The organism is Clostridium drakei, from assembly GCF_000633595.2.
GTDB classification, from domain to species: domain Bacteria; phylum Bacillota; class Clostridia; order Clostridiales; family Clostridiaceae; genus Clostridium_AM; species Clostridium_AM drakei.
The window spans coordinates 1-18,854 of the sequence record NZ_JIBU02000004.1; the positions used below are offsets into that span (position 1 = coordinate 1).

Genomic DNA, 18,854 nt, shown 5'->3' on the forward strand with positions numbered 1-18,854 from the left:
AATTTTTGCCAGGAAGGCAAAAGCTCCGAAAGCGACAGGACGTCGCATTTGAGGAGGTAGATATTCTTCAATATCTCAAGCATTAGAACTTCTTAATGAAGTGAGTTTTCCTTCACAGCATATATCAGACGGAATACAGTTGAAAGTTACTTCGCTTACATACGCTTGCTTCGTATTATGCTTATTATATTACTTTAATTCTTTCATAAGGTTAGCCATTTCTATAGCCGACATAGCTCCATCCCAACCTTTGTTGCCTGCTTTAGTTCCAGCTCTTTCTATAGCCTGTTCTATGTTATCTGTAGTAAGTACGCTGAATATTACAGGTATTTCTGATTCTAAGGATACATGAGCTACTCCCTTTGATACTTCACTTGATACATAATCAAAATGTGGTGTAGAACCTTTAATTACAGCACCAAGGCATATAACGGCATCATATTTTTTCATAGCTACCATTTTTTTTGCTACTAATGGAATTTCAAAAGCTCCTGGAACCCAACCTACTTCTATATTATCTTCTGTTGCTCCATGTCTTTTTAAACAATCTAATGCTCCAGATAAAAGCTTAGACCCTATAAATTCATTAAACCTTCCAACTACTAAACCAAATTTTAATGTTTCTGCACTTAATTTTCCTTCATAAATTTTCATATTTATACCTCCAAATTTTAAATAAAATTAATCACTTTCTATCTTATAAATTAAGTAAGTGTCCTAACTTTTCTTTTTTTGTTTTCATATAATCTATACTCTCTTTTGAGTATTCCATTTCTATTGGTACTCTTTCTACAATATTTATTCCATATTCAGAAAGTCCTGATACTTTTTTAGGATTATTAGTAAGTAATCTTACACTATTTACTCCTAAATCTTTAAGAATTTGAGCTGCTATACCATAATCTCTTAAATCAGCTGGAAATCCTAATGCAAGATTTGCTTCTACTGTGTCCATGCCCTGTTCTTGAAGTGCATAAGCTTTCAATTTATTTAAAAGTCCTATGCCTCTTCCTTCTTGTCTCATATATACAAGTACTCCTCTGCCTTCTTTTTCTATTTGAGTTAAAGCTGCTGCTAATTGATCTCCACAGTCACATCTTAAAGAATGAAATGCATCCCCTGTAAGACATTCTGAATGAACTCTTACTAATACTGGTTCATCTTCGAAATTTTCTCCTTTTACAAATACTACATGATGTTCTCCATTTAAAATATTTTTATATCCTACAGCCTTAAAATCTCCAAATTTTGTTGGTATATGGGCTTCAGCTGCATTTTCTATGAACTTTTCTGTTTTCTTTCTGTATATTATTAAATCCTTTATAGTTATAATTTTTAAATTGTGTTTTTTTACAAACTCCATAAGCTGTGGAGTTCTTGCCATAGTACCATCTTCATTCATTATTTCACAAATTACCCCTGCTGGAGAAAAGCCTGCTAACCTTGATATATCTACAGCAGCTTCAGTATGTCCATTTCTTACAAGTACTCCTCCATCTTTAGCTTCAAGAGGGAAAACATGACCTGGTCTTTCAAATTCTTCCCCTGTGCACTCTTGATTTATAAGCTTCTGTATTGTTAAAGCTCTATCATAGGCTGATATACCTGTAGAAGTTTCTACTGCATCAACAGAAACTGTAAATGCTGTTGAAAACTTTTCACTATTATTGCTTACCATATGATTTATGTTAAGCTCTTTAAGTCTTTCCTTTGTCATAGGTGTACATATAAGGCCTCTTCCAAACATAGCCATGAAATTTATAGCTTCTGGAGTTACTTTCTCCGCAGCCATAAGAAGATCTCCTTCATTTTCACGACTTTCATCATCTATTACTACTATCATTTTTCCTTCTTTTACATCCATTAAAGCTTCTTCTATACTATTAAATTTAAATTCCATTTCTATCTCTCCTTCAACACTTTAGTTATTAACTGCTCTATAGTTAAATTTTTATTACAAATCATTAATTAATCATCTACATAAATCCAGCTTCTCTTAACATAGCTTCTGTTATTTTAGATTCTTTTTTTTCCTCCTTTTGCTTCATAAAAACCAATCTCTCTACATATTTTCCTATTAAATCACACTCAATATTTACCTCTTCACCAAGGTTCTTTTCATAAAGAGTGGTTTCTCCTTTAGTATGTGGTATAAGAGAAACACTGAAAGATTTTTCATTTACTTCTGCTACTGTAAGACTTACACCATCTATTGTTACTGAACCTTTAAGCACAATATATTTTAATGCAGCATCAGGAACCTCTACAGTAACCCAGGTAGCTATGTCTTCATTTCTTATATTAGCTATTTTCCCAGTGCAGTCTATATGTCCACTAACTATATGTCCACCTAATCTTTCACCTAAAGCCAATGCTCTTTCTAAATTTACCAAGCTGCCTTTTTTTAAATTATTTAAACTACTTCTTCTTATAGTTTCAGGCATAACATCTACAGTAAAACTATTATGCTTAAAACTTGTTACTGTAAGACAAACTCCATTCACAGCAATGCTGTCTCCAAGCTTAACATCTTCTAATACCTTTTTAGCTTCTATATTAATTTGTGCAGAATTTATGCCTTTAGATATACTCAAAATTCTTCCAACCTCTTCTATAATCCCAGTAAACAAAAAGCCACCTCCTTTTAAGTTTAATTACTAATCTATATATTCTAATTGTCAAAGTACCCTTCAACAAGTAAATCTTCTCCAACATTTTTATAACTCATTTTATTGATTAATACAGCATTCTTTAAAATTTCAATACCACTGCCTTCAACTGGAGTTTTAGCTGCAGCGCCTCCTAAAATTTTAGGTGCTATAAAGCATAATATTTTATCTACTATTTTAGAATCTAGTGCAGAAAAATTAAGTTCTCCTCCACCTTCTAAAAGAATGCTATCTATACCTTTTTTCCCTAATTCCTTCATCATATATTTTAAATCCACTCTATTATCATTTTTAGGAGTTATTATTATTCTTACACCCTTCTCTTCTAACTCTTCTTTCTTTTTCACATCAAATTCTTCAGTACATGCTATTATAATTTTTCTTTCATCTAAAGTTGTAAATATTTTTGATTTCATAGGTATTGAAAGCTTAGAATCTACAATTATAGCCGTAGGACTTTTGCCATCTTCTATAAATCTAGTAGTAAGCAATGGATCATCTTTTTTAATAGTTCCTATTCCAGCCATTATTCCCATTACCCTATTTCTAATAGTGTGTACATATTTTCTGGATTCTTCTCCTGTTATCCACTGTGATTCTCCTGTTATAGTAGCTATTTTTCCATCCAAAGTCATAGCCGTTTTCAATATTACAAAAGGAGTTTTTTGTGTAATATATTTTATAAATATTTCATTTACTTTTTTTGCTTCTTCCTCTAAAACCCCAACAATTACTTCTACTCCATTTTTCTCTAGAAGTTCTATTCCCCTTCCAGCTACTAAGGAATTAGGATCTTTCATAGCTATTACTACTTTTTTAATCCCAGCTTTTAAAACAGCTTCTGCACAAGGAGGTGTTTTACCATAATGTGAACATGGTTCTAGTGATACATAAAGTTCTCCCCCTTTTGCCATTTCTCCAGCTTCTTTTAAAGCATATACTTCTGCATGAGGTCCTCCATAAAATTTATGGTACCCTTGTCCAACTATGCTTCCATTGTTGACAATTACTGCTCCTACTAAAGGATTGGGATTTACATTTCCTTGTCCTTTTAACGCCAAATCTAAAGCCATTTTCATGTAATATTCATCTGAATTTTTTCTGTTATCGTTCAAAATTTTCCCCTTCCTCCTAATATGTATTTTGAATTTAATTACTTATTTTTAAAATTTTTGAAGTAGATGATTATAACTATTGCCAATTTTTTTTAAATAGCTTATAAAAAAACTAAATCCCTGAAGAAACCTTCAGGGATTATTATATGCAAAACATTTAAAAGCATACTAATTGCTTATTATTAAAATTGCATCTTTCTTTCTTCTATCCAGACTTTACTGTCGGTACTGGAGTCTCACCAGTTCATGCTGACTTATCAGCTCGCGGACTTTACCGCCGATCGGGAATTTCACCCTGCCCTGAAAGGTTTTATATTAAATTTTATTACAAATTCAATATACACCGTTCTGATAATTTTGTCAATTATTAATTAAATTCTAAATTTTCAACTTAAATAGTGTATAATATACTTGTATGTATTTGATAATTAATGGGGGTATATGAAAATGGAAGTAGTACTAGACTTTGATTTTAAATTGGATAAGCAGCAAGTTATAGATACTTTAAAATCCTATTGTGAAACTATAACTGATGAAGAAATAAGTTCTCTGTATGAAAAGCTTTTACCTAATTTGTATGAATGTGTACAACCTTCTGCTATATTCACTATATCAGAAAAAAGTAAAGACTTTGTTTTTGAAGCAATAGAAGATTATAAATATATTTTTTATTGTTTAGTCACTATTGGTGATAAAATTTCCGAAAAAGTAAATGAATTTTTTTCTTATGCTAAAATGCAAGAGGGAATGGTATTAGATGCCATGGCTACTTCCTATTTGTTTGAAATAAGCTCCCAATTATTTAATCATATACACAGTAAGGCTAAAAAATTAGGATTGGGTCTTAGTTATAGAATAGCACCTGGAGATGGTGAAATTCCTCTATGGTACCAAAAAAACATTTTAGATGAACTGGATTCTAAAAATTTTTTAGATATATATGTAAATGAAGATTTCATGCTTACGTCACTGCGATCTATGGCTTATATCTATGGTGCAGATAAAAATAAACCTTTAAGTAATGTAGACCATGACTGCAGTAGATGCCTGAACAAGGAACAATGCAGTATGAGAAAAAAATAGCACGTAATTCAACTTTTTAGAGGACAATCGACAGAGGACAGAGGACAATGAATGAAGGTGAGTTTTCCTCCTTATGTCAGAAAACTAATTGATTTTTAAGCTTGTTTTGCCAACGCAAAACAAGCTTCGAATTTATATAAGTCAGCAATATTTCGCTTTAGCGAAATGAGTCATTAAAAATTTGATTAAAGATTTTTCGTAATGCAGTGGAGAAAAATCATCCTTCACTGTCCTCTGACAATTGTCATCTGTCCTCTAAAAAAGTTGTGTCGCATTATGCTTATTTCAAGTTAAATATGCACACTAAAATATATTAAGGGGTTGATTAATATTATGAAAACTTTAAATAACGGATGTATTTTATTAGACGATTTAAAATTTAATATAGAATATTTAAAGCTATACAATGAATTAAATATGACCAGCAAAGACCAATCTGTTTTATTAAAAGAACTTATATCTGAAGCTGAAAAAATTGCTAAGCCTAAGGCATTATTTAAAAAATGTGCTATAGATAAAAAATCTCATAACTCCACTGTAATTGGGGGTAAAGAGTTTTTTAGTAAGGTTATAGCCGTAAATTTACATAATGAGCTTATAGCTTTTCCTTATATAATTACAGCTGGAACAGAAATGCAAAAATGGTGTGAATCAAAGGAAGATAATCTTACTAACAAAACAGCTGAATATATAAGTCAATCTATTTTAGTACAAGTACATTTAGAACTACAAAAACATATAGAAAGTAATTTTAGCACTGGCAGCTTAGCTAGAGTAAATCCTGGTTCTACTATAGATTGGAATATGGATGAATTAAGAAAAATATTCAAAATTCTAGAAGATCCTATGAAATATATAGAAGTATCACTTAATGATAAATTTTATATGACCCCTAGCAAAACCTACTCAGGCATTTATTTCCACAATGAGAATAATTATAAAAATTGTCTCATGTGTCCTGGAACAGAATGTCCTTTAAGAGAAGTTCCTTATGATGAAAATTATTACACAAAAAACTATGAAAATTTCATGGGAATATAAATAACAAATTTGTATATTCAAAAGTTATTAAAAATGCTGTTGATACAATAAATTATCAACAGCATTAATTTAAATCTAATTCTTTTTCAACATTTTTCTTCTTCTTATTTTTCTATAGACCATATCTACTGTTATAGAAAGTAATAAAAATGCCGAGAGTAATATATTCAATTTTTCTGATAATTCAGGTTTAAAATAAGATGTAACTTGAACCATTAATAAAACTGTTCCTACAACTATTAAATAATTTATTTTCATATTAATATACTTTTTATCTACACCTTTTGCATCTAGCATAAGTTTCTTTCTAACAGCCTTGCTATATTTCATACTTAAACCCTGAATAATACCTGTAAAAGCAAGAAGTGTCATTAAGCTAGTCATTGTTGAAGAATCCATTCTTACACCTCCATATAAGTAAATATAATATACTATTATAAATTATAGCATGCATATGCTTAAAATTCAAAATTTTTAGTGTTTTTATCATGTGTAATTTTTACCGTAATAATTTAAATTTATTTTCACATATGATATCATTATAAATAAATAAAAATTAATAAGGAAGTGACTTTTATGTCTTTAGATAAAATTAAAGGAAGTACATATTATATAAATTCTGTTACTAATTCTGGAATTTTTATATTTAAGAATAAAAATTGTCTAATTATAGATACAGGCTCAAATAATTCTGATGCTAAAAAAATAGATGATATCTTAGTAAAAAACAATCTTCATCCTAAATATATAATAAATACCCATAACCACTTAGATCACTGTGGTGGAAATATTTATTTTCAAAAAAATTATCCTGGATGCCTAGTATACACCTCTTTAAAAGAAAAATTATTTATGGAGAACCAAGAAATTCAAGGAGCAATATTATCATCCTCAACCCCTATAAGGGGAATCGACATTAGTAATAAACCTTTGTCAGTAGACTTTATATTAGACTATGGTACAAATAAAATTAATGATGAAAAGTTTGAAATAATATCTCTTAAAGGTCATTCTATAGATCAAATAGGAATTATAACCCCAGAAAAAGTATGTTTCTTAGGTGATTCCATATTTAGTACAGAAATAATGGAGAAATACTCTTTCCCTTATTTATATGATATAGAAGAAAGCTTAAATACTCTAAGCAATATAAAAACAATAGATGCTGATTATTTTGTTATAAGTCATGCAAATAAAGTTTTATGCAAAGATGAAATTGTAGAACTTTGTGATAAAAATTTAAATAATATAGAAAACTATAAAAACCAAATTCTCGAGCTTTTAGATCAACCTTTAACTCGAGAAGACATTTTAGAAAATATAACTGTTTTAAATGATTTATCTTTTAATTTTTATCAATATCATCTTAATTTAGGAGGAGTTTCTGCTTTTCTTGCATATCTTTATTCTAAATCATTAATAGAATACTCCATAGAATCAGGTAAATTATATTACTTCAAGAAATCTTAATGCAATTTTTAGTCTTAAAAAGGAATCTTTACAAATAATATTGCAAAGATTCCTTTCTAATTACTTATTTATCATTATTTTTGTTCTTCAAAATTCATTATACTATGGCTCTTACCATATATAAAGTATATTACAAATCCAATTGATACCCAAACTACAAATACTCCTTGTGTGAAATGTGGCAATTTATATATTAAGTATAAGCAGAATACAATTGCAATTGCGGGAGTAATAGGAACTCCTGGACAACTAAATGGTCTCTTAACATCTGGTCTCTTCTTTCTAAGAACTATAACTGAAGCTGAAACTACACAGAATGCTGCAAGTGTTCCTATGTTCGTCATTTCTGCAAGTCTTCCTATTTGTAGGAATCCTGAAAGTGCCATTGTTATTACACCAACTAATACTGTACTCTTTACAGGTGTTCCAAATTTTGGATGAACTTCTGAAAATACTGTTGGTAACAATCCATCTCTTGATAAAGAGAATAGTATACGAGTTGAACCAAATGTCATAACAAGTAAAACTGAAGATATACCACAAACTGCACCTACTGATACTAAAGCTGAACCCCAATTAATTCCTACCTGTTGAAGAGCATAAGCAACTGGAGCCGCATTATTGTGATATTGTTGATAAGGAACCATTCCTGTTAATATAGCTGAAACTATAATATATAATACCGTACATACTAACAATGAAGCTATTATACCTATTGGTAAGTCTCTTTGAGGGTTTTTAACTTCTTCTGCTGCTGTTGCAACTGCATCAAATCCTACATAAGCAAAGAATATTATTGATGCTCCTGTAAATACACCATTTACTCCATATGGGAAGAATGGATGCCAGTTAGCAGGATTAACATGACCTACTCCAACAACTATAAATAATATAACAACTGCCAATTTAATTAAAACAAGTATATTATTTAACTTAGTACTTTCACTAACACCTTTAATTAAGAATAACATAATAATACCTAAAATTATGATTGATGGAAGATTTACTATACCTCCATTTTGTCCTGGTGGATTACAAAGTGCTGCTGGTACAGTTATGCCACCTGCTTTAAGCAATGTAACTATATATCCGGACCATCCAACTGCAACTGCTGCAACTGCAACCATGTATTCCAAGATAAGATCCCAACCTATGATCCATGCCCAAATTTCACCTAACCCAACATACCCAAAAGTATACGCACTACCGGCTACGGGTATCATAGCTGCAAGTTCTGCATAACATAAAGCTGCAAATGAACAAGCTATTCCAGAAAATACAAATGATAGCACAAGTGCTGGTCCAGCATAATCAGCTGCTGCAACACCTGTTAAAACAAATATACCTGTACCTATAATTGCACCGATGCCAAGCATTGTAAGTTCGAATGCTCCTAGCACCTTTTTCAGACCTTTTCCTGACTCAGATAACATTGCCTCAATAGACTTGGTTCTAAAGATTGATTTGTTGCCACTAGCCATTTTCCAAAACACTCCCTTCAAAATAACTAAAATAAGATAAAATAATGAATTTTTTAATTAGTGTAATTATAGCACATTTTTATGTAACCCTTTTATTATTCGCAATATTCTGAATTTTACCAATAACAGCATAAAAAAATTCATGTACCCCTTTAAATTCAATTGTTTCAACTTGTCCAGGTAAACATTTTCATCATGAATATTGAAAAAAAAATATTTTCCAGTTAAATTTTTTTAATTTTTTTGCATAATTATTGATTTTATATATGCTTATTTATGCCAAGTTTTAAATTATGTTTATTTTCTAATTATTTAAATTATTCTCCTTTACATATTATATTAACAAAATTCTTTCAAAAAAATTGCACAACTAATACTATAGCTGTGCAAAAATTTCTTTTTTTAAAATAGGGTATTAACTATTTTTCCATCATTTTTTGACAATATTCCAAAATTATATATTTCTACCAAAGTACCCTTGTATTCTATTGTTTTACCAGTAGATACTTCCGTTACCAAATTTTTTGATTGATCATTTACATATATTTTTCCACTTCGAGTAATATGTATATTGCTTTTTTGTGTAGCTTCAGATAACGGGTATTTTTGATTTTCTGATGTCTTTTTCAAATTTATAACAAATATTTTCTTGATTTTTTCATTTTCACCATTTCCAATATATATTCTATCCTCACCATCTATACCTAGTAAATAATGAATTCCATTTTCACCTGTTGCTACAGGATTTTTTAATCCAATACCTCTTATCCTATTATTTGTATTGTCTTCATATATTAATCTGTCCTGCTTATTTTCAACAAATATCTTTCCAAGTTTACAGTTAGGATACTTAGTTTCTTCTGTATTTGTCATTACATTTATACAATATAATCTACTTCTTGCACCTTCTTTTGAAATCTTAACATAAGTTACATTACTAGCAGTTGACATAGCTATATCAGAAACATCATATTTACTATCTAACAATGATATTTTCAATTCTTTATTTTTTTCATTGCTTAATGCACTTTTTTCATCTTTCTTAGCATTATAAGATTCAAATTTTAGATAACTAGAATCACCATCATTATACTTTTCTGCTATAAGTATAATATTTTCATTAGGCCACCATTTAAATGCAGACAATTTAGCATCATCATCAAGTTTTATTTCCTTTTTCTTATTATTTGACGTATCCACTACATTAATTACTCCATCAGTGCAGTAAGCAACATAGTTTCCATTATAAGAAGCACATATGTCTTTAGCATCATCTGGTATTTTAAAACTAATTTTACTAGACGTTTTTTTAGTTGAATCTATTTTTTTTGCGTTAAAAGTAGTTTTATCATTTAAATAAAAATTATCTACAAAGAAAAATGCAAAAATTTCTAGCACTATAGGTATCATTGTCCAAGCTAGTATTCTTTTTAATCCCTTCATCAATTAAACTCCTCTCTACTGCTTTACGTATACTGCCGTGGCTACAGTTCTTTCGCCATTCCAATCGCAAGGATCATTAATAACTTCTCCACTAAAATACATAGTAGAAGAGGATCCTCCATCAAGACTACTTGCATTTAAGGCACCTCTTTGAAGAAGTATATTTTGAACTTCTTTTAATGATGCACCTGCCTTTAATCCTTTTCTTCCATCAACAACCAACATTATAATAGTACCATCTGATTTTTGTCCTATAGCAGTTCTAGGATTTAGTCCTTCTTCAGCTAAAGAAACAGGTTTTCCATTTATAATTAAACTATTCCTAAAAGATATAGCTTCAGTAACATTCTCTTTCAATAATTCACTTACAGTATGATCTCCTACTATCAATTTTCCATCCTTGGTGAAGGCTGTAACATTTACTGCCTCATTGTTTTTAACATCACTATAAACAATTTTCCCATTGGATATAACTATTCCTTGGGGATAAGCTCCAGTTCCAGTCCAAAGCTTTCCATTTGAAGATTTATCAGTAAATCCTCCTCCATTAACAGCAGCTACTGCTCCATTTTGTTCTGCTATTTCACTTGTTTTTTGTCCTACTTCCTTTAATTTATTTGTGTATCCAATCTTCATTCTTGTAGGATTTTTTACTTCAAGTATATATGCATGAAATTTAGTATCATCTATTTCATATCTATCTATTCCACTATCATTAGAGTAGTTTACACTAACACCACCTAAATTCTCAGACTCACTTGCTGAAATTCCACCACTTTTGTTATCATTTAATATTTCATTTATCTTATCCTTTGACAAAAATGTTGTGGCAAAATATTGATGAGTAAAAGTAGCCATAGCTGTACCTACAAATTTAGTTCTAACATTCTTAAAAGGGCCATAGAATATTAACAGTGGTGTAGCTATAATTACTACTATTAACTCATAAATTATAAAGCATATAAGTCTTTTTAAAGATAATTTTTTTCTTTTTACTTTTTTCCTTACCGTTCTATTTTTTTGCATACTTACCTCCAAACAATTTAAACATTTCAGTTCTAATACAAAAATAAATACATATCACATTTTACTATTAAATTAAAATTATTTCTACCACCTTTTAACATTACATAAGTCTATACTATTTTTCTTTAATTATAACCATACACCATTTTATTATAAGATATAATTGTGTCTAAATTATAAATAAAAAAAATTTAAGGCACAATTTCATATAGAAACTTAACCTTAAATTTTTAAATTGTCTTCTGAAAAAATTGTATCACATTATGCTTAAATTACTATGTAAAATCTTCTTCCTACTTTGCTCTTCCTATATCATTTCTGTAATATATACCTTCAAATTCTATTTTATTCAAATCCTCATATGCAGCGTTTATAGCCTCATCTAATGTACTTCCTAATGATTGTGTACATAAAACTCTTCCACCGCTTGTTTTAAGCTTGTTATCTTCATACTTAGCTCCAGCTACAAAAACTCTTTTAGCTTTATCTGTACCTTTAATTTCAAATCCAACTTCATATTTAGCTGGATATCCCTTAGAAACAGCAGCCACGCAGCAAGAAGCTCCACTATACCATTTAATATCGAAATCTGAAAGTTTTTTATCTAAAGCTGCCTCTATAAGTTCTAATAAGTCACTTTCCATTATAGGAAGTACAGCTTGAGTTTCAGGATCACCTAGTCTTACATTATACTCTAAAAGATAAGGTCCTTTTTTAGTTATCATTATTCCAAAAAAGATTATACCTGTATAATCAAACTTTTCTTCTTTAATACCTTTTAGTGTAGGTTCTACTACTTCTTTTTCAAAAGCTTTAAGAACTTCTTCATTACAGTAAGGATTAGGCGCTATAGCTCCCATTCCACCTGTATTTGGACCTTTTCCACCATCATATATTTGTTTATGATCTTTAGCCGATATAAAAGGGATTATAGTTTCTCCATCAGTTATAGAAAGTATGGATGCTTCAGGTCCCTCTAAAAATTCTTCTATTACTACTTTTTTTCCTGAGCCCTTAAAAATATCATTAACCATGAAGTCTTTTATAGTCTCTTCTGCCATCTTATATTCTTCACAAATTACTACGCCTTTTCCTGCAGCTAAGCCATCTGCTTTTATAACTATTGGATATGCACATGTTTTTAAGTATTTCATAGCCTCATGTTCATCTTCAAAGACTTCATATTCCGCAGTTTTAACACCATACTTTTTCATAAATTCTTTTGAAAAAGCCTTACTACCTTCAAGCTTTGCAGCTTCTTTAGAAGGTCCAAAAACCTTTAATCCCTGACTTTTAAATAAATCCACAATACCTTCTGTAAGAGGAACTTCTGGTCCAACTACAGTAAGATATATTCCGTTATCTTTCGCAAATTTAGCCAACTCTTCATTACTCTTCAAATTTACATTTTCACATTTATCTTCTACTGCCGTACCACCATTTCCAGGTGCACAATAAACTTTTTCCACTTTAGAATTTTGAGCTATCTTCCAAGCAATAGCATGCTCACGACCACCCGAACCAATTACTAATATCTTCATGATTTATTCCTCCAAAACTATTCACTATAATTAATGCTTAAAGTGTCTTACCCCTGTAAATACCATAGCTATTTCATTTTTATTACAGCCTTCTATAGACAAGTCATCCTTTAAAGAACCACCTGGTTGAATTATAGCTTTTATTCCGTATTTTGCAGCTTCTTCAACTATATCTCCAAATGGGAAAAATGCATCTGAAGCAAGAACAACTCCGTCTCCAGCTCTCTTTAAAGCGTCACAAGCTGGCCAAATTCTATTAACCTGTCCGCCGCCTATTCCTTTTGCAGCACCATCTTTAACTACAACAATAGCATTGGATTTAACATATTTACATACTTTCATTCCAAACATTAAGTCCTTCATTTCCGAATCTGTTGGAGCTTTTTCTGTTACTACCTTTACTTCATCTACTAATTTATCATCAGATGATTGAACTAAGATTCCTCCGTCTACCTTTGCAAATTCAACTTTGCTTTGAGGTTTCATATCGCTCTTTATAATTCTTAAATTCTTTTTAGTTTTTAGAACTTCTAAAGCATCCTCATCAAATTCAGGAGCAATAACTATTTCAAGGAATATTTTTACTAATTCTTCTGCTGTTTTCTTATCTAAAGTTCTATTAACTGCCACAATTCCTCCAAATATTGAAGTATCATCACATTCAAAAGTCTTCATATAAGCATCATATACATTATCTGCTATAGCTGCACCACAAGGTGTATTATGTTTTACAGCACAACATGCTATTTCTTCAAATTCATTTACTACTTTCCATGCTATATCCATATCTTTTATATTATTGTAAGATAATTCTTTTCCATTTAATTGTACAAAATCCTTCATAGAGCCTTTTTCTGCAGTAGAAGTGTAATATGCTGCACTTTGATGTGGATTTTCTCCATATCTTAAATTCATAGATTTTTTATATGAAACTGACAAATATTCAGGATATTCTTCTTCTGCTAGCAAAAAGTTACTTATAGCTCCATCATAAGCAGACATAAGATTAAATACTTTTCCAGCAAGCTTCTTCTTTGTATTAAAATCTACATCGCCATTTTCTTCTATTTGTTTCATAACATTTGCATAATCATTAACATCTGTTAATACTATAACATCTTGAAAATTTTTAGCAGCAGCTCTTATCATAGTAGGTCCGCCGATATCTATAAATTCAACTTTTTCTTGGAATTCTAGATCTTCCTTTACTTTATCGAAGAAAGGATATAAGTTTACAACCACCATATCAATTGGTTTTATTCCCTTTTTCTCTATAGTTGCCATATGTTCTTTATTATCTCTTATAGCTAAAATTCCACCATGAATAAATGGATGTAGAGTTTTTACTCTTCCATCTAATATTTCTTCAAATCCAGTTACATCTGAAACTTCTGTTACAGGTATATTGTTTTCCTTTAAATGTTTGTATGTACCACCAGTAGAAAGTATTTCAACCTCTCTACTAACTAAAAATTTAGCTAAATCTAATACACCTTCCTTGTTAAAAACACTTATCAAAGCACGCTTTAACATTATATATACCTCCAATTTAAATTATTATTTTATTGTAACTATTCTTCCATTTACTTTAACTTTACCTTCAGAAATAAGTTTTACTGCCTCTGGAAGAGCTTTATGTTCCTCGGCTAAAATTCTTTTTTGTAATTCTTCTGCACTATCTTCTGCATATACAGGCACAGTTTTTTGCAACATTATTGGACCGCTGTCTGTTCCATTATCCACAAAATGTACTGTACAACCTGATACTTTTACACCATATTCTAAGGCACACTCATGAACTTTCATTCCATACATACCATTTCCACAAAATGCTGGTATTAATGAAGGATGTATGTTTATTATTCTGTTTTCAAATTTTTCTATAAGCTCACCTTTAAGTATAGATAACCATCCTGCACAAACTATTAAATCTACTTTTCCATAAAGTAATTTAAGTATTTCATCAGAAACATTACCTTTGTATATTTTTCTTTCAATTACATAAGCATTTATATTATTGTTTTTTGCTCTTTCCAGAGCATATACACCATCTCTATCACTTACAACTGCTTCAATACTACAATTTGTTAAGTATCCAGTGTTTACTGCATCTATAATTGATTGGAGATCTGTACCACCACCAGATACAAGTACTCCTATTTTAAACATACTTTTTTATCTCCCTTTTCAACATATCCAATTTTATATGCTTTTTCGCCCATAGTATCTAGTTCTTTGATAATTCCTTCTACATCTTCGTTCTTTACACATAAAACAAAACCAATACCCATGTTATAAGTATTAAACATATGGTCTTCATCTACGCCTAGCTCTATTATGTGTTTAAATATTTCAGGTACTTCAAAGCTGTTTTTATCTATAACAGATGTAAAGTCTTCTTTAAACATTCTTGGTATGTTTTCATAAAAACCGCCGCCTGTAATATGAGCCATTCCTCTTATGTCGAATTTATCCATAAGCTTTAATATAGGTTTAACATATATTTTAGTAGGTGTTAATAATACATCACCTATTTTCTTGCCATTAAAATCTTCATCATAGTTTTCAATAAGTTTTCTGATTAATGAATATCCATTACTGTGAGGACCACTTGAAGCTATACCTATTAAGGCATCTCCATCCTGTATTTTACTTCCATCTATTACATCATCTTTTTCAACTATACCTACAGCAAATCCAGCCATATCATATTCTCCATCTGGATAAAAGCCTGGCATTTCTGCAGTTTCGCCGCCTATTAAAGCACAGCCACCTTGAATACATCCATCTGATACACCCTTAACCAAATCTGCAGCAACATTTGCTTCTAATTTTCCACAAGCTATATAATCAAGGAAAAATATAGGCTTTGCACCATGACACAATATATCATTTACGCACATAGCCACACAGTCAATTCCTACAGTATCATATTTTTTACTTTTGAATGCTAATTCAAGCTTTGTTCCAACACCATCTGTTCCTGAAACAAGAATAGGATTTTTATACTTTCCAATTTCAAACATACCTGCAAAACTTCCAAGATTATTTAATACACCTGGTATAAAAGTTTTTGCTGCATGATCCTTAATAAGCTTTACTGATTCATATCCTTCTTCTATATTAACACCTGAATCTTTATATGTTATCATAACTGCACCCCTCAAAATTTTATTTAATTCAAGAATGGAGATACCATAAGTATCTCCTATTTATTCTAAATGATCCTTAGCCTGTTCCATAGGAGCTGATACTGGATAAACTCCGCTAAAGCATCCAAGACAAAAACCTTTATTTATGTCTAAAGCCTCTAAAAGCCCTGGAATACTTACATATCCTAAACTATCTGAACCTATTTCCTGTCTTATTTCTTCTAATTCAGCATGAGCTCCTATTAGCTCACTTCTATAAGGAGTATCTATTCCAAAATAACAAGGATATTTTACTACAGGTGATGAAACTCTAAAATGAACTTCCTTAGCTCCAGCCTTTCTCAAAGCTTCTACTAATTTTCTACTTGTAGTACCCCTTACTATGGAATCATCGACAATTATAACTCTTTTTCCTTCTACATTTACCTTTAAAGGATTAAGTTTAACTGAAACTGCTCTTTCTCTTAATTCTTGTGAAGGAGTTATAAATGTTCTTCCTACATACTTATTTTTTATAAATCCTGTTCCATAAGGTATTCCTGAAGCTTCTGCATATCCTACAGCTGCTGGTATGCCAGAATCAGGTACTCCTATAACTATATCCGCTTCTGCTGGACATTCTTCATATAGTTTTTTGCCTGTTTTCACTCTTGAACTATAAACATTTATACCATCTATAGTACTATCTGGCCTTGCAAAATATATATACTCAAAACAACAAGTTTCACACTTTGTTTTTTCTGCAAAATTTATAGATCTGATTCCTTCTTTATCTATAATTACAATTTCTCCAGGTTCTACATCTCTTATAAATTCTGCTCCTACAGAATCAAGTGCACAGCTTTCAGAGCACAATATATAACTATCATTTATCTTACCTATGCAAAGTGGTCTTATACCATTTGGATCACGTACTCCTATAAGTTTATCTTGAGTTAAAAGCACAATTGCATAAGATCCTTTTACTGCCTGAATAGCATTAACTACTGCTGTTTCTATACCTTTTTTTGCACCCTTAGCTATTAAATTTAGGATTACTTCTGTATCAATAGAAGTTTGGAAAACAGATCCTCCCTCTTCTAAAAGTTCTCTTATAACATCTGTATTAACTAAATTTCCATTGTGAGCAATTGCAAGGGAACCTAGTTTATATCTTACAACTAGAGGCTGCGCATTGTTTGCATTGCTTGAACCAGTAGTAGAATATCTAACATGACCTATTGCGCTTATTCCTTTTAAATCCTTTATTATATCTTGATCAAATACATCTGAAACAAGGCCCATATCTTTATAACATTTTAATTCTTTACCGTCTGATGTAGCTATTCCAGCACTCTCTTGTCCTCTATGTTGAAGTGCATAAAGTCCATAGTAAGTTATAGATGCTACATCTAAATTATCTGGTGAAAAAATACCAAAAACACCACATTCATCTTTGAATTTATCTTCTTCTAAATCAAATACTAAAGACTTATTCATACATTCTTTTAAATTGCACATTATAAGATTCCCCTCTTTTTAATTTTTAAATAGTACTATATAAATGTACTAATTATTTGCACCTATTCTATTTAATATTTCAATATAAGCTTCCTTAACATTACCTAGATCTCTTCTAAATCTATCTTTATCTAATTTTTCATTAGTTTTTGCATCCCAGAATCTGCATGTATCTGGTGATATTTCATCTGCTAAAAGTATTTCTCCATTAAATCTTCCAAACTCTAATTTAAAATCTATTAATTTTATATTTTGTTTTAAGAAGAATTCCTTTAAAACATCATTAACCTTTGATGCCATACCATATATAGTTTTTAATTCATCAAAAGTTGTAATTCCCATAGCTACTGCATGATAGTCATTAATAAGAGGGTCTCCTAAGTCATCATTTTTATAGCTTAATTCTAATACTGTAGTTTTAAGTTCAAATCCTTCTTGTAAACCATATCTTTTAGCCATACTTCCAGCTGCAACATTTCTAACTATAACTTCAAGAGGAACTATTTCTACTTTTTTACAAAGCTGTTCTCTTTCGTTTAATTTCTTTTCAAAGTGAGTTTTTACTCCGTTTTTCTCTAATAATTCAAATAACGCTGAAGTAATTGAATTATTCATAACACCTTTGTCTTCTATTTGTCCTTTTTTCTCTCCGTTAAAAGCTGTAGCATCATCTTTATAATAAACAACTACCTTATCCTTGTCATCTGTAGCATATACCTTCTTAGCTTTTCCTTCGTATATCATTTCTCTCTTTTCCATTTTATAACTCCACTCCCTCTTCATTATCTTTTATAAATTTTTCTTTCATATCTTTTCTATATTTTTTAAGTTTTTCTTTAATTTCTGGATATTTTAAAGATAACATTTGAACTGCAAGCATTCCAGCATTATAACTGTTGTTAATACCTACTGTTGCCACTGGAATTGATTTTGGCATTTGAACTATAGCTAAAAGTGAATCCATTCCACCTATTGCTGCGTTAATAGGAACTCCTATTACAGGAAGAATTGTATGTGAGGCTATAACCCCTGGTAAATGGGCTGCAAGACCTGCTCCTGCTATTATACATTCACAACCTTCATTTTCTATATTTTTAATTGTTTCCATAAGCTTTTCTGGAACCCTATGTGCTGAGAGTATGTAAGCTTTATAATCTATTCCAAACTCTTTTAATGCATTAGCAGCTCCCTTCATTTTTTCTGTATCTGACTTACTTCCAAAAATAATAGCAACTTTCATTAAAGTTCCCCCTCATTTTTCAATATTTACAATAAAAAATTCCACCACCAATTCACAGGGAATCTGGCAGCAGAATTTTAAAGATACCTTCAG

Annotated in this window: 18 protein-coding genes and 1 riboswitch; of the genes, 3 read left to right on the plus strand and 15 right to left on the minus strand. The window is 30.4% G+C overall.

What is annotated here, in order from left to right:
- Positions 1 to 189 precede the first annotated feature (189 nt).
- The 4 genes from ribH to ribD form a co-directional block, all read right to left on the minus strand.
- Positions 190 to 654, minus strand: a complete 465-nt coding sequence (ribH, locus tag EG57_RS0201935) for a 6,7-dimethyl-8-ribityllumazine synthase (protein ID WP_032075627.1) — start codon at positions 652 to 654, stop codon at positions 190 to 192.
- A gap of 43 nt (positions 655 to 697) precedes the next feature.
- Positions 698 to 1,900 carry a bifunctional 3,4-dihydroxy-2-butanone-4-phosphate synthase/GTP cyclohydrolase II gene (locus EG57_RS0201940; protein WP_032075628.1) on the minus strand — a complete coding sequence of 401 codons (1,203 nt, stop codon included), beginning with the start codon at positions 1,898 to 1,900 and terminating at the stop codon, positions 698 to 700.
- A 76-nt stretch (positions 1,901 to 1,976) separates the two neighbouring features.
- Positions 1,977 to 2,630, minus strand: a complete 654-nt coding sequence (ribE, locus tag EG57_RS0201945) for a riboflavin synthase (RefSeq protein WP_032075629.1) — start codon at positions 2,628 to 2,630, stop codon at positions 1,977 to 1,979.
- A 41-nt stretch (positions 2,631 to 2,671) separates the two neighbouring features.
- Positions 2,672 to 3,784, minus strand: a complete 1,113-nt coding sequence (ribD, locus tag EG57_RS0201950; RefSeq protein ID WP_032075630.1) for a bifunctional diaminohydroxyphosphoribosylaminopyrimidine deaminase/5-amino-6-(5-phosphoribosylamino)uracil reductase RibD — start codon at positions 3,782 to 3,784, stop codon at positions 2,672 to 2,674.
- A 193-nt stretch (positions 3,785 to 3,977) separates the two neighbouring features.
- Positions 3,978 to 4,096, minus strand: a riboswitch (FMN riboswitch).
- A 135-nt stretch (positions 4,097 to 4,231) separates the two neighbouring features.
- Between ribD and EG57_RS0201955 the strand changes: the two genes are divergently transcribed.
- Together EG57_RS0201955 and EG57_RS0201960 are read left to right on the plus strand one after the other, a co-directional pair.
- Complete coding sequence (locus tag EG57_RS0201955; protein WP_032075631.1) at positions 4,232 to 4,867, plus strand: 5-methyltetrahydrofolate--homocysteine methyltransferase; 636 nt, start codon at positions 4,232 to 4,234, stop codon at positions 4,865 to 4,867.
- Positions 4,868 to 5,200: 333 nt separating this feature from the next.
- Positions 5,201 to 5,908 carry a hypothetical protein gene (locus EG57_RS0201960; protein ID WP_032075632.1) on the plus strand — a complete coding sequence of 236 codons (708 nt, stop codon included), beginning with the start codon at positions 5,201 to 5,203 and terminating at the stop codon, positions 5,906 to 5,908.
- Positions 5,909 to 5,983: 75 nt separating this feature from the next.
- Here EG57_RS0201960 and EG57_RS0201965 read toward each other — a convergent pair whose 3' ends face one another.
- Positions 5,984 to 6,307 (minus strand): hypothetical protein, encoded by a 324-nt coding sequence (locus EG57_RS0201965; protein WP_032075633.1) that lies wholly within the window; start codon positions 6,305 to 6,307, stop codon positions 5,984 to 5,986.
- A 177-nt stretch (positions 6,308 to 6,484) separates the two neighbouring features.
- Between EG57_RS0201965 and EG57_RS0201970 the strand changes: the two genes are divergently transcribed.
- Entirely contained in the window at positions 6,485 to 7,378 is an 894-nt protein-coding gene (locus tag EG57_RS0201970; RefSeq protein ID WP_032075634.1) for an MBL fold metallo-hydrolase, read from the plus strand.
- 74 nt (positions 7,379 to 7,452) lie between these two features.
- Here EG57_RS0201970 and EG57_RS0201975 read toward each other — a convergent pair whose 3' ends face one another.
- From EG57_RS0201975 to purE, 10 genes are all read right to left on the minus strand, one after another.
- A complete protein-coding gene (locus EG57_RS0201975) occupies positions 7,453 to 8,859 on the minus strand; it encodes a branched-chain amino acid transporter BcaP (RefSeq protein ID WP_032075635.1) in 1,407 nt (468 codons plus the stop codon).
- A gap of 402 nt (positions 8,860 to 9,261) precedes the next feature.
- A complete protein-coding gene (locus EG57_RS0201980; RefSeq protein ID WP_032075636.1) occupies positions 9,262 to 10,302 on the minus strand; it encodes a hypothetical protein in 1,041 nt (346 codons plus the stop codon).
- Positions 10,303 to 10,317: 15 nt separating this feature from the next.
- Entirely contained in the window at positions 10,318 to 11,328 is a 1,011-nt protein-coding gene (locus EG57_RS0201985) for a phosphodiester glycosidase family protein (protein ID WP_032075637.1), read from the minus strand.
- 293 nt (positions 11,329 to 11,621) lie between these two features.
- A complete protein-coding gene (gene purD / locus EG57_RS0201990; protein ID WP_032075638.1) occupies positions 11,622 to 12,869 on the minus strand; it encodes a phosphoribosylamine--glycine ligase in 1,248 nt (415 codons plus the stop codon).
- 30 nt (positions 12,870 to 12,899) lie between these two features.
- Entirely contained in the window at positions 12,900 to 14,402 is a 1,503-nt protein-coding gene (gene purH / locus EG57_RS0201995; RefSeq protein WP_032075639.1) for a bifunctional phosphoribosylaminoimidazolecarboxamide formyltransferase/IMP cyclohydrolase, read from the minus strand.
- A 24-nt stretch (positions 14,403 to 14,426) separates the two neighbouring features.
- Entirely contained in the window at positions 14,427 to 15,038 is a 612-nt protein-coding gene (gene purN / locus EG57_RS0202000) for a phosphoribosylglycinamide formyltransferase (protein WP_032075640.1), read from the minus strand.
- Complete coding sequence (gene purM, locus EG57_RS0202005) at positions 15,026 to 16,021, minus strand: phosphoribosylformylglycinamidine cyclo-ligase (protein ID WP_032075641.1); 996 nt, start codon at positions 16,019 to 16,021, stop codon at positions 15,026 to 15,028. The genes purN and purM overlap by 13 nt, the downstream gene beginning before the upstream one ends.
- A 60-nt stretch (positions 16,022 to 16,081) precedes the next feature.
- Positions 16,082 to 17,521 carry an amidophosphoribosyltransferase gene (gene purF, locus EG57_RS0202010; protein ID WP_052037716.1) on the minus strand — a complete coding sequence of 480 codons (1,440 nt, stop codon included), beginning with the start codon at positions 17,519 to 17,521 and terminating at the stop codon, positions 16,082 to 16,084.
- 48 nt (positions 17,522 to 17,569) lie between these two features.
- Entirely contained in the window at positions 17,570 to 18,280 is a 711-nt protein-coding gene (gene purC, locus EG57_RS0202015) for a phosphoribosylaminoimidazolesuccinocarboxamide synthase (protein ID WP_032075642.1), read from the minus strand.
- Between the two features lies 1 nt (position 18,281).
- Entirely contained in the window at positions 18,282 to 18,761 is a 480-nt protein-coding gene (gene purE / locus EG57_RS0202020) for a 5-(carboxyamino)imidazole ribonucleotide mutase (RefSeq protein WP_032075643.1), read from the minus strand.
- Between the last annotated feature and the right edge of the window lie 93 nt (positions 18,762 to 18,854).

Excerpts from the sequence above, each read along its gene's own strand:
- ribH (WP_032075627.1), bottom strand. The coding sequence starts at position 654 with ATGAAAATTTATGAAGGAAAATTAAGTGCAGAAACATTAAAATTTGGT.
- EG57_RS0201940 (WP_032075628.1), bottom strand. The coding sequence starts at position 1,900 with ATGGAATTTAAATTTAATAGTATAGAAGAAGCTTTAATGGATGTAAAA.
- EG57_RS0201955 (WP_032075631.1), top strand. The coding sequence starts at position 4,232 with ATGGAAGTAGTACTAGACTTTGATTTTAAATTGGATAAGCAGCAAGTT.
- EG57_RS0201960 (WP_032075632.1), top strand. The coding sequence starts at position 5,201 with ATGAAAACTTTAAATAACGGATGTATTTTATTAGACGATTTAAAATTT.
- EG57_RS0201965 (WP_032075633.1), bottom strand. The coding sequence starts at position 6,307 with ATGGATTCTTCAACAATGACTAGCTTAATGACACTTCTTGCTTTTACA.
- EG57_RS0201970 (WP_032075634.1), top strand. The coding sequence starts at position 6,485 with ATGTCTTTAGATAAAATTAAAGGAAGTACATATTATATAAATTCTGTT.
- EG57_RS0201975 (WP_032075635.1), bottom strand. The coding sequence starts at position 8,859 with ATGGCTAGTGGCAACAAATCAATCTTTAGAACCAAGTCTATTGAGGCA.
- EG57_RS0201980 (WP_032075636.1), bottom strand. The coding sequence starts at position 10,302 with ATGAAGGGATTAAAAAGAATACTAGCTTGGACAATGATACCTATAGTG.
- EG57_RS0201985 (WP_032075637.1), bottom strand. The coding sequence starts at position 11,328 with ATGCAAAAAAATAGAACGGTAAGGAAAAAAGTAAAAAGAAAAAAATTA.
- purD (WP_032075638.1), bottom strand. The coding sequence starts at position 12,869 with ATGAAGATATTAGTAATTGGTTCGGGTGGTCGTGAGCATGCTATTGCT.
- purH (WP_032075639.1), bottom strand. The coding sequence starts at position 14,402 with ATGTTAAAGCGTGCTTTGATAAGTGTTTTTAACAAGGAAGGTGTATTA.
- purN (WP_032075640.1), bottom strand. The coding sequence starts at position 15,038 with ATGTTTAAAATAGGAGTACTTGTATCTGGTGGTGGTACAGATCTCCAA.
- purM (WP_032075641.1), bottom strand. The coding sequence starts at position 16,021 with ATGATAACATATAAAGATTCAGGTGTTAATATAGAAGAAGGATATGAA.
- purF (WP_052037716.1), bottom strand. The coding sequence starts at position 17,521 with ATGTGCAATTTAAAAGAATGTATGAATAAGTCTTTAGTATTTGATTTA.
- purC (WP_032075642.1), bottom strand. The coding sequence starts at position 18,280 with ATGGAAAAGAGAGAAATGATATACGAAGGAAAAGCTAAGAAGGTATAT.
- purE (WP_032075643.1), bottom strand. The coding sequence starts at position 18,761 with ATGAAAGTTGCTATTATTTTTGGAAGTAAGTCAGATACAGAAAAAATG.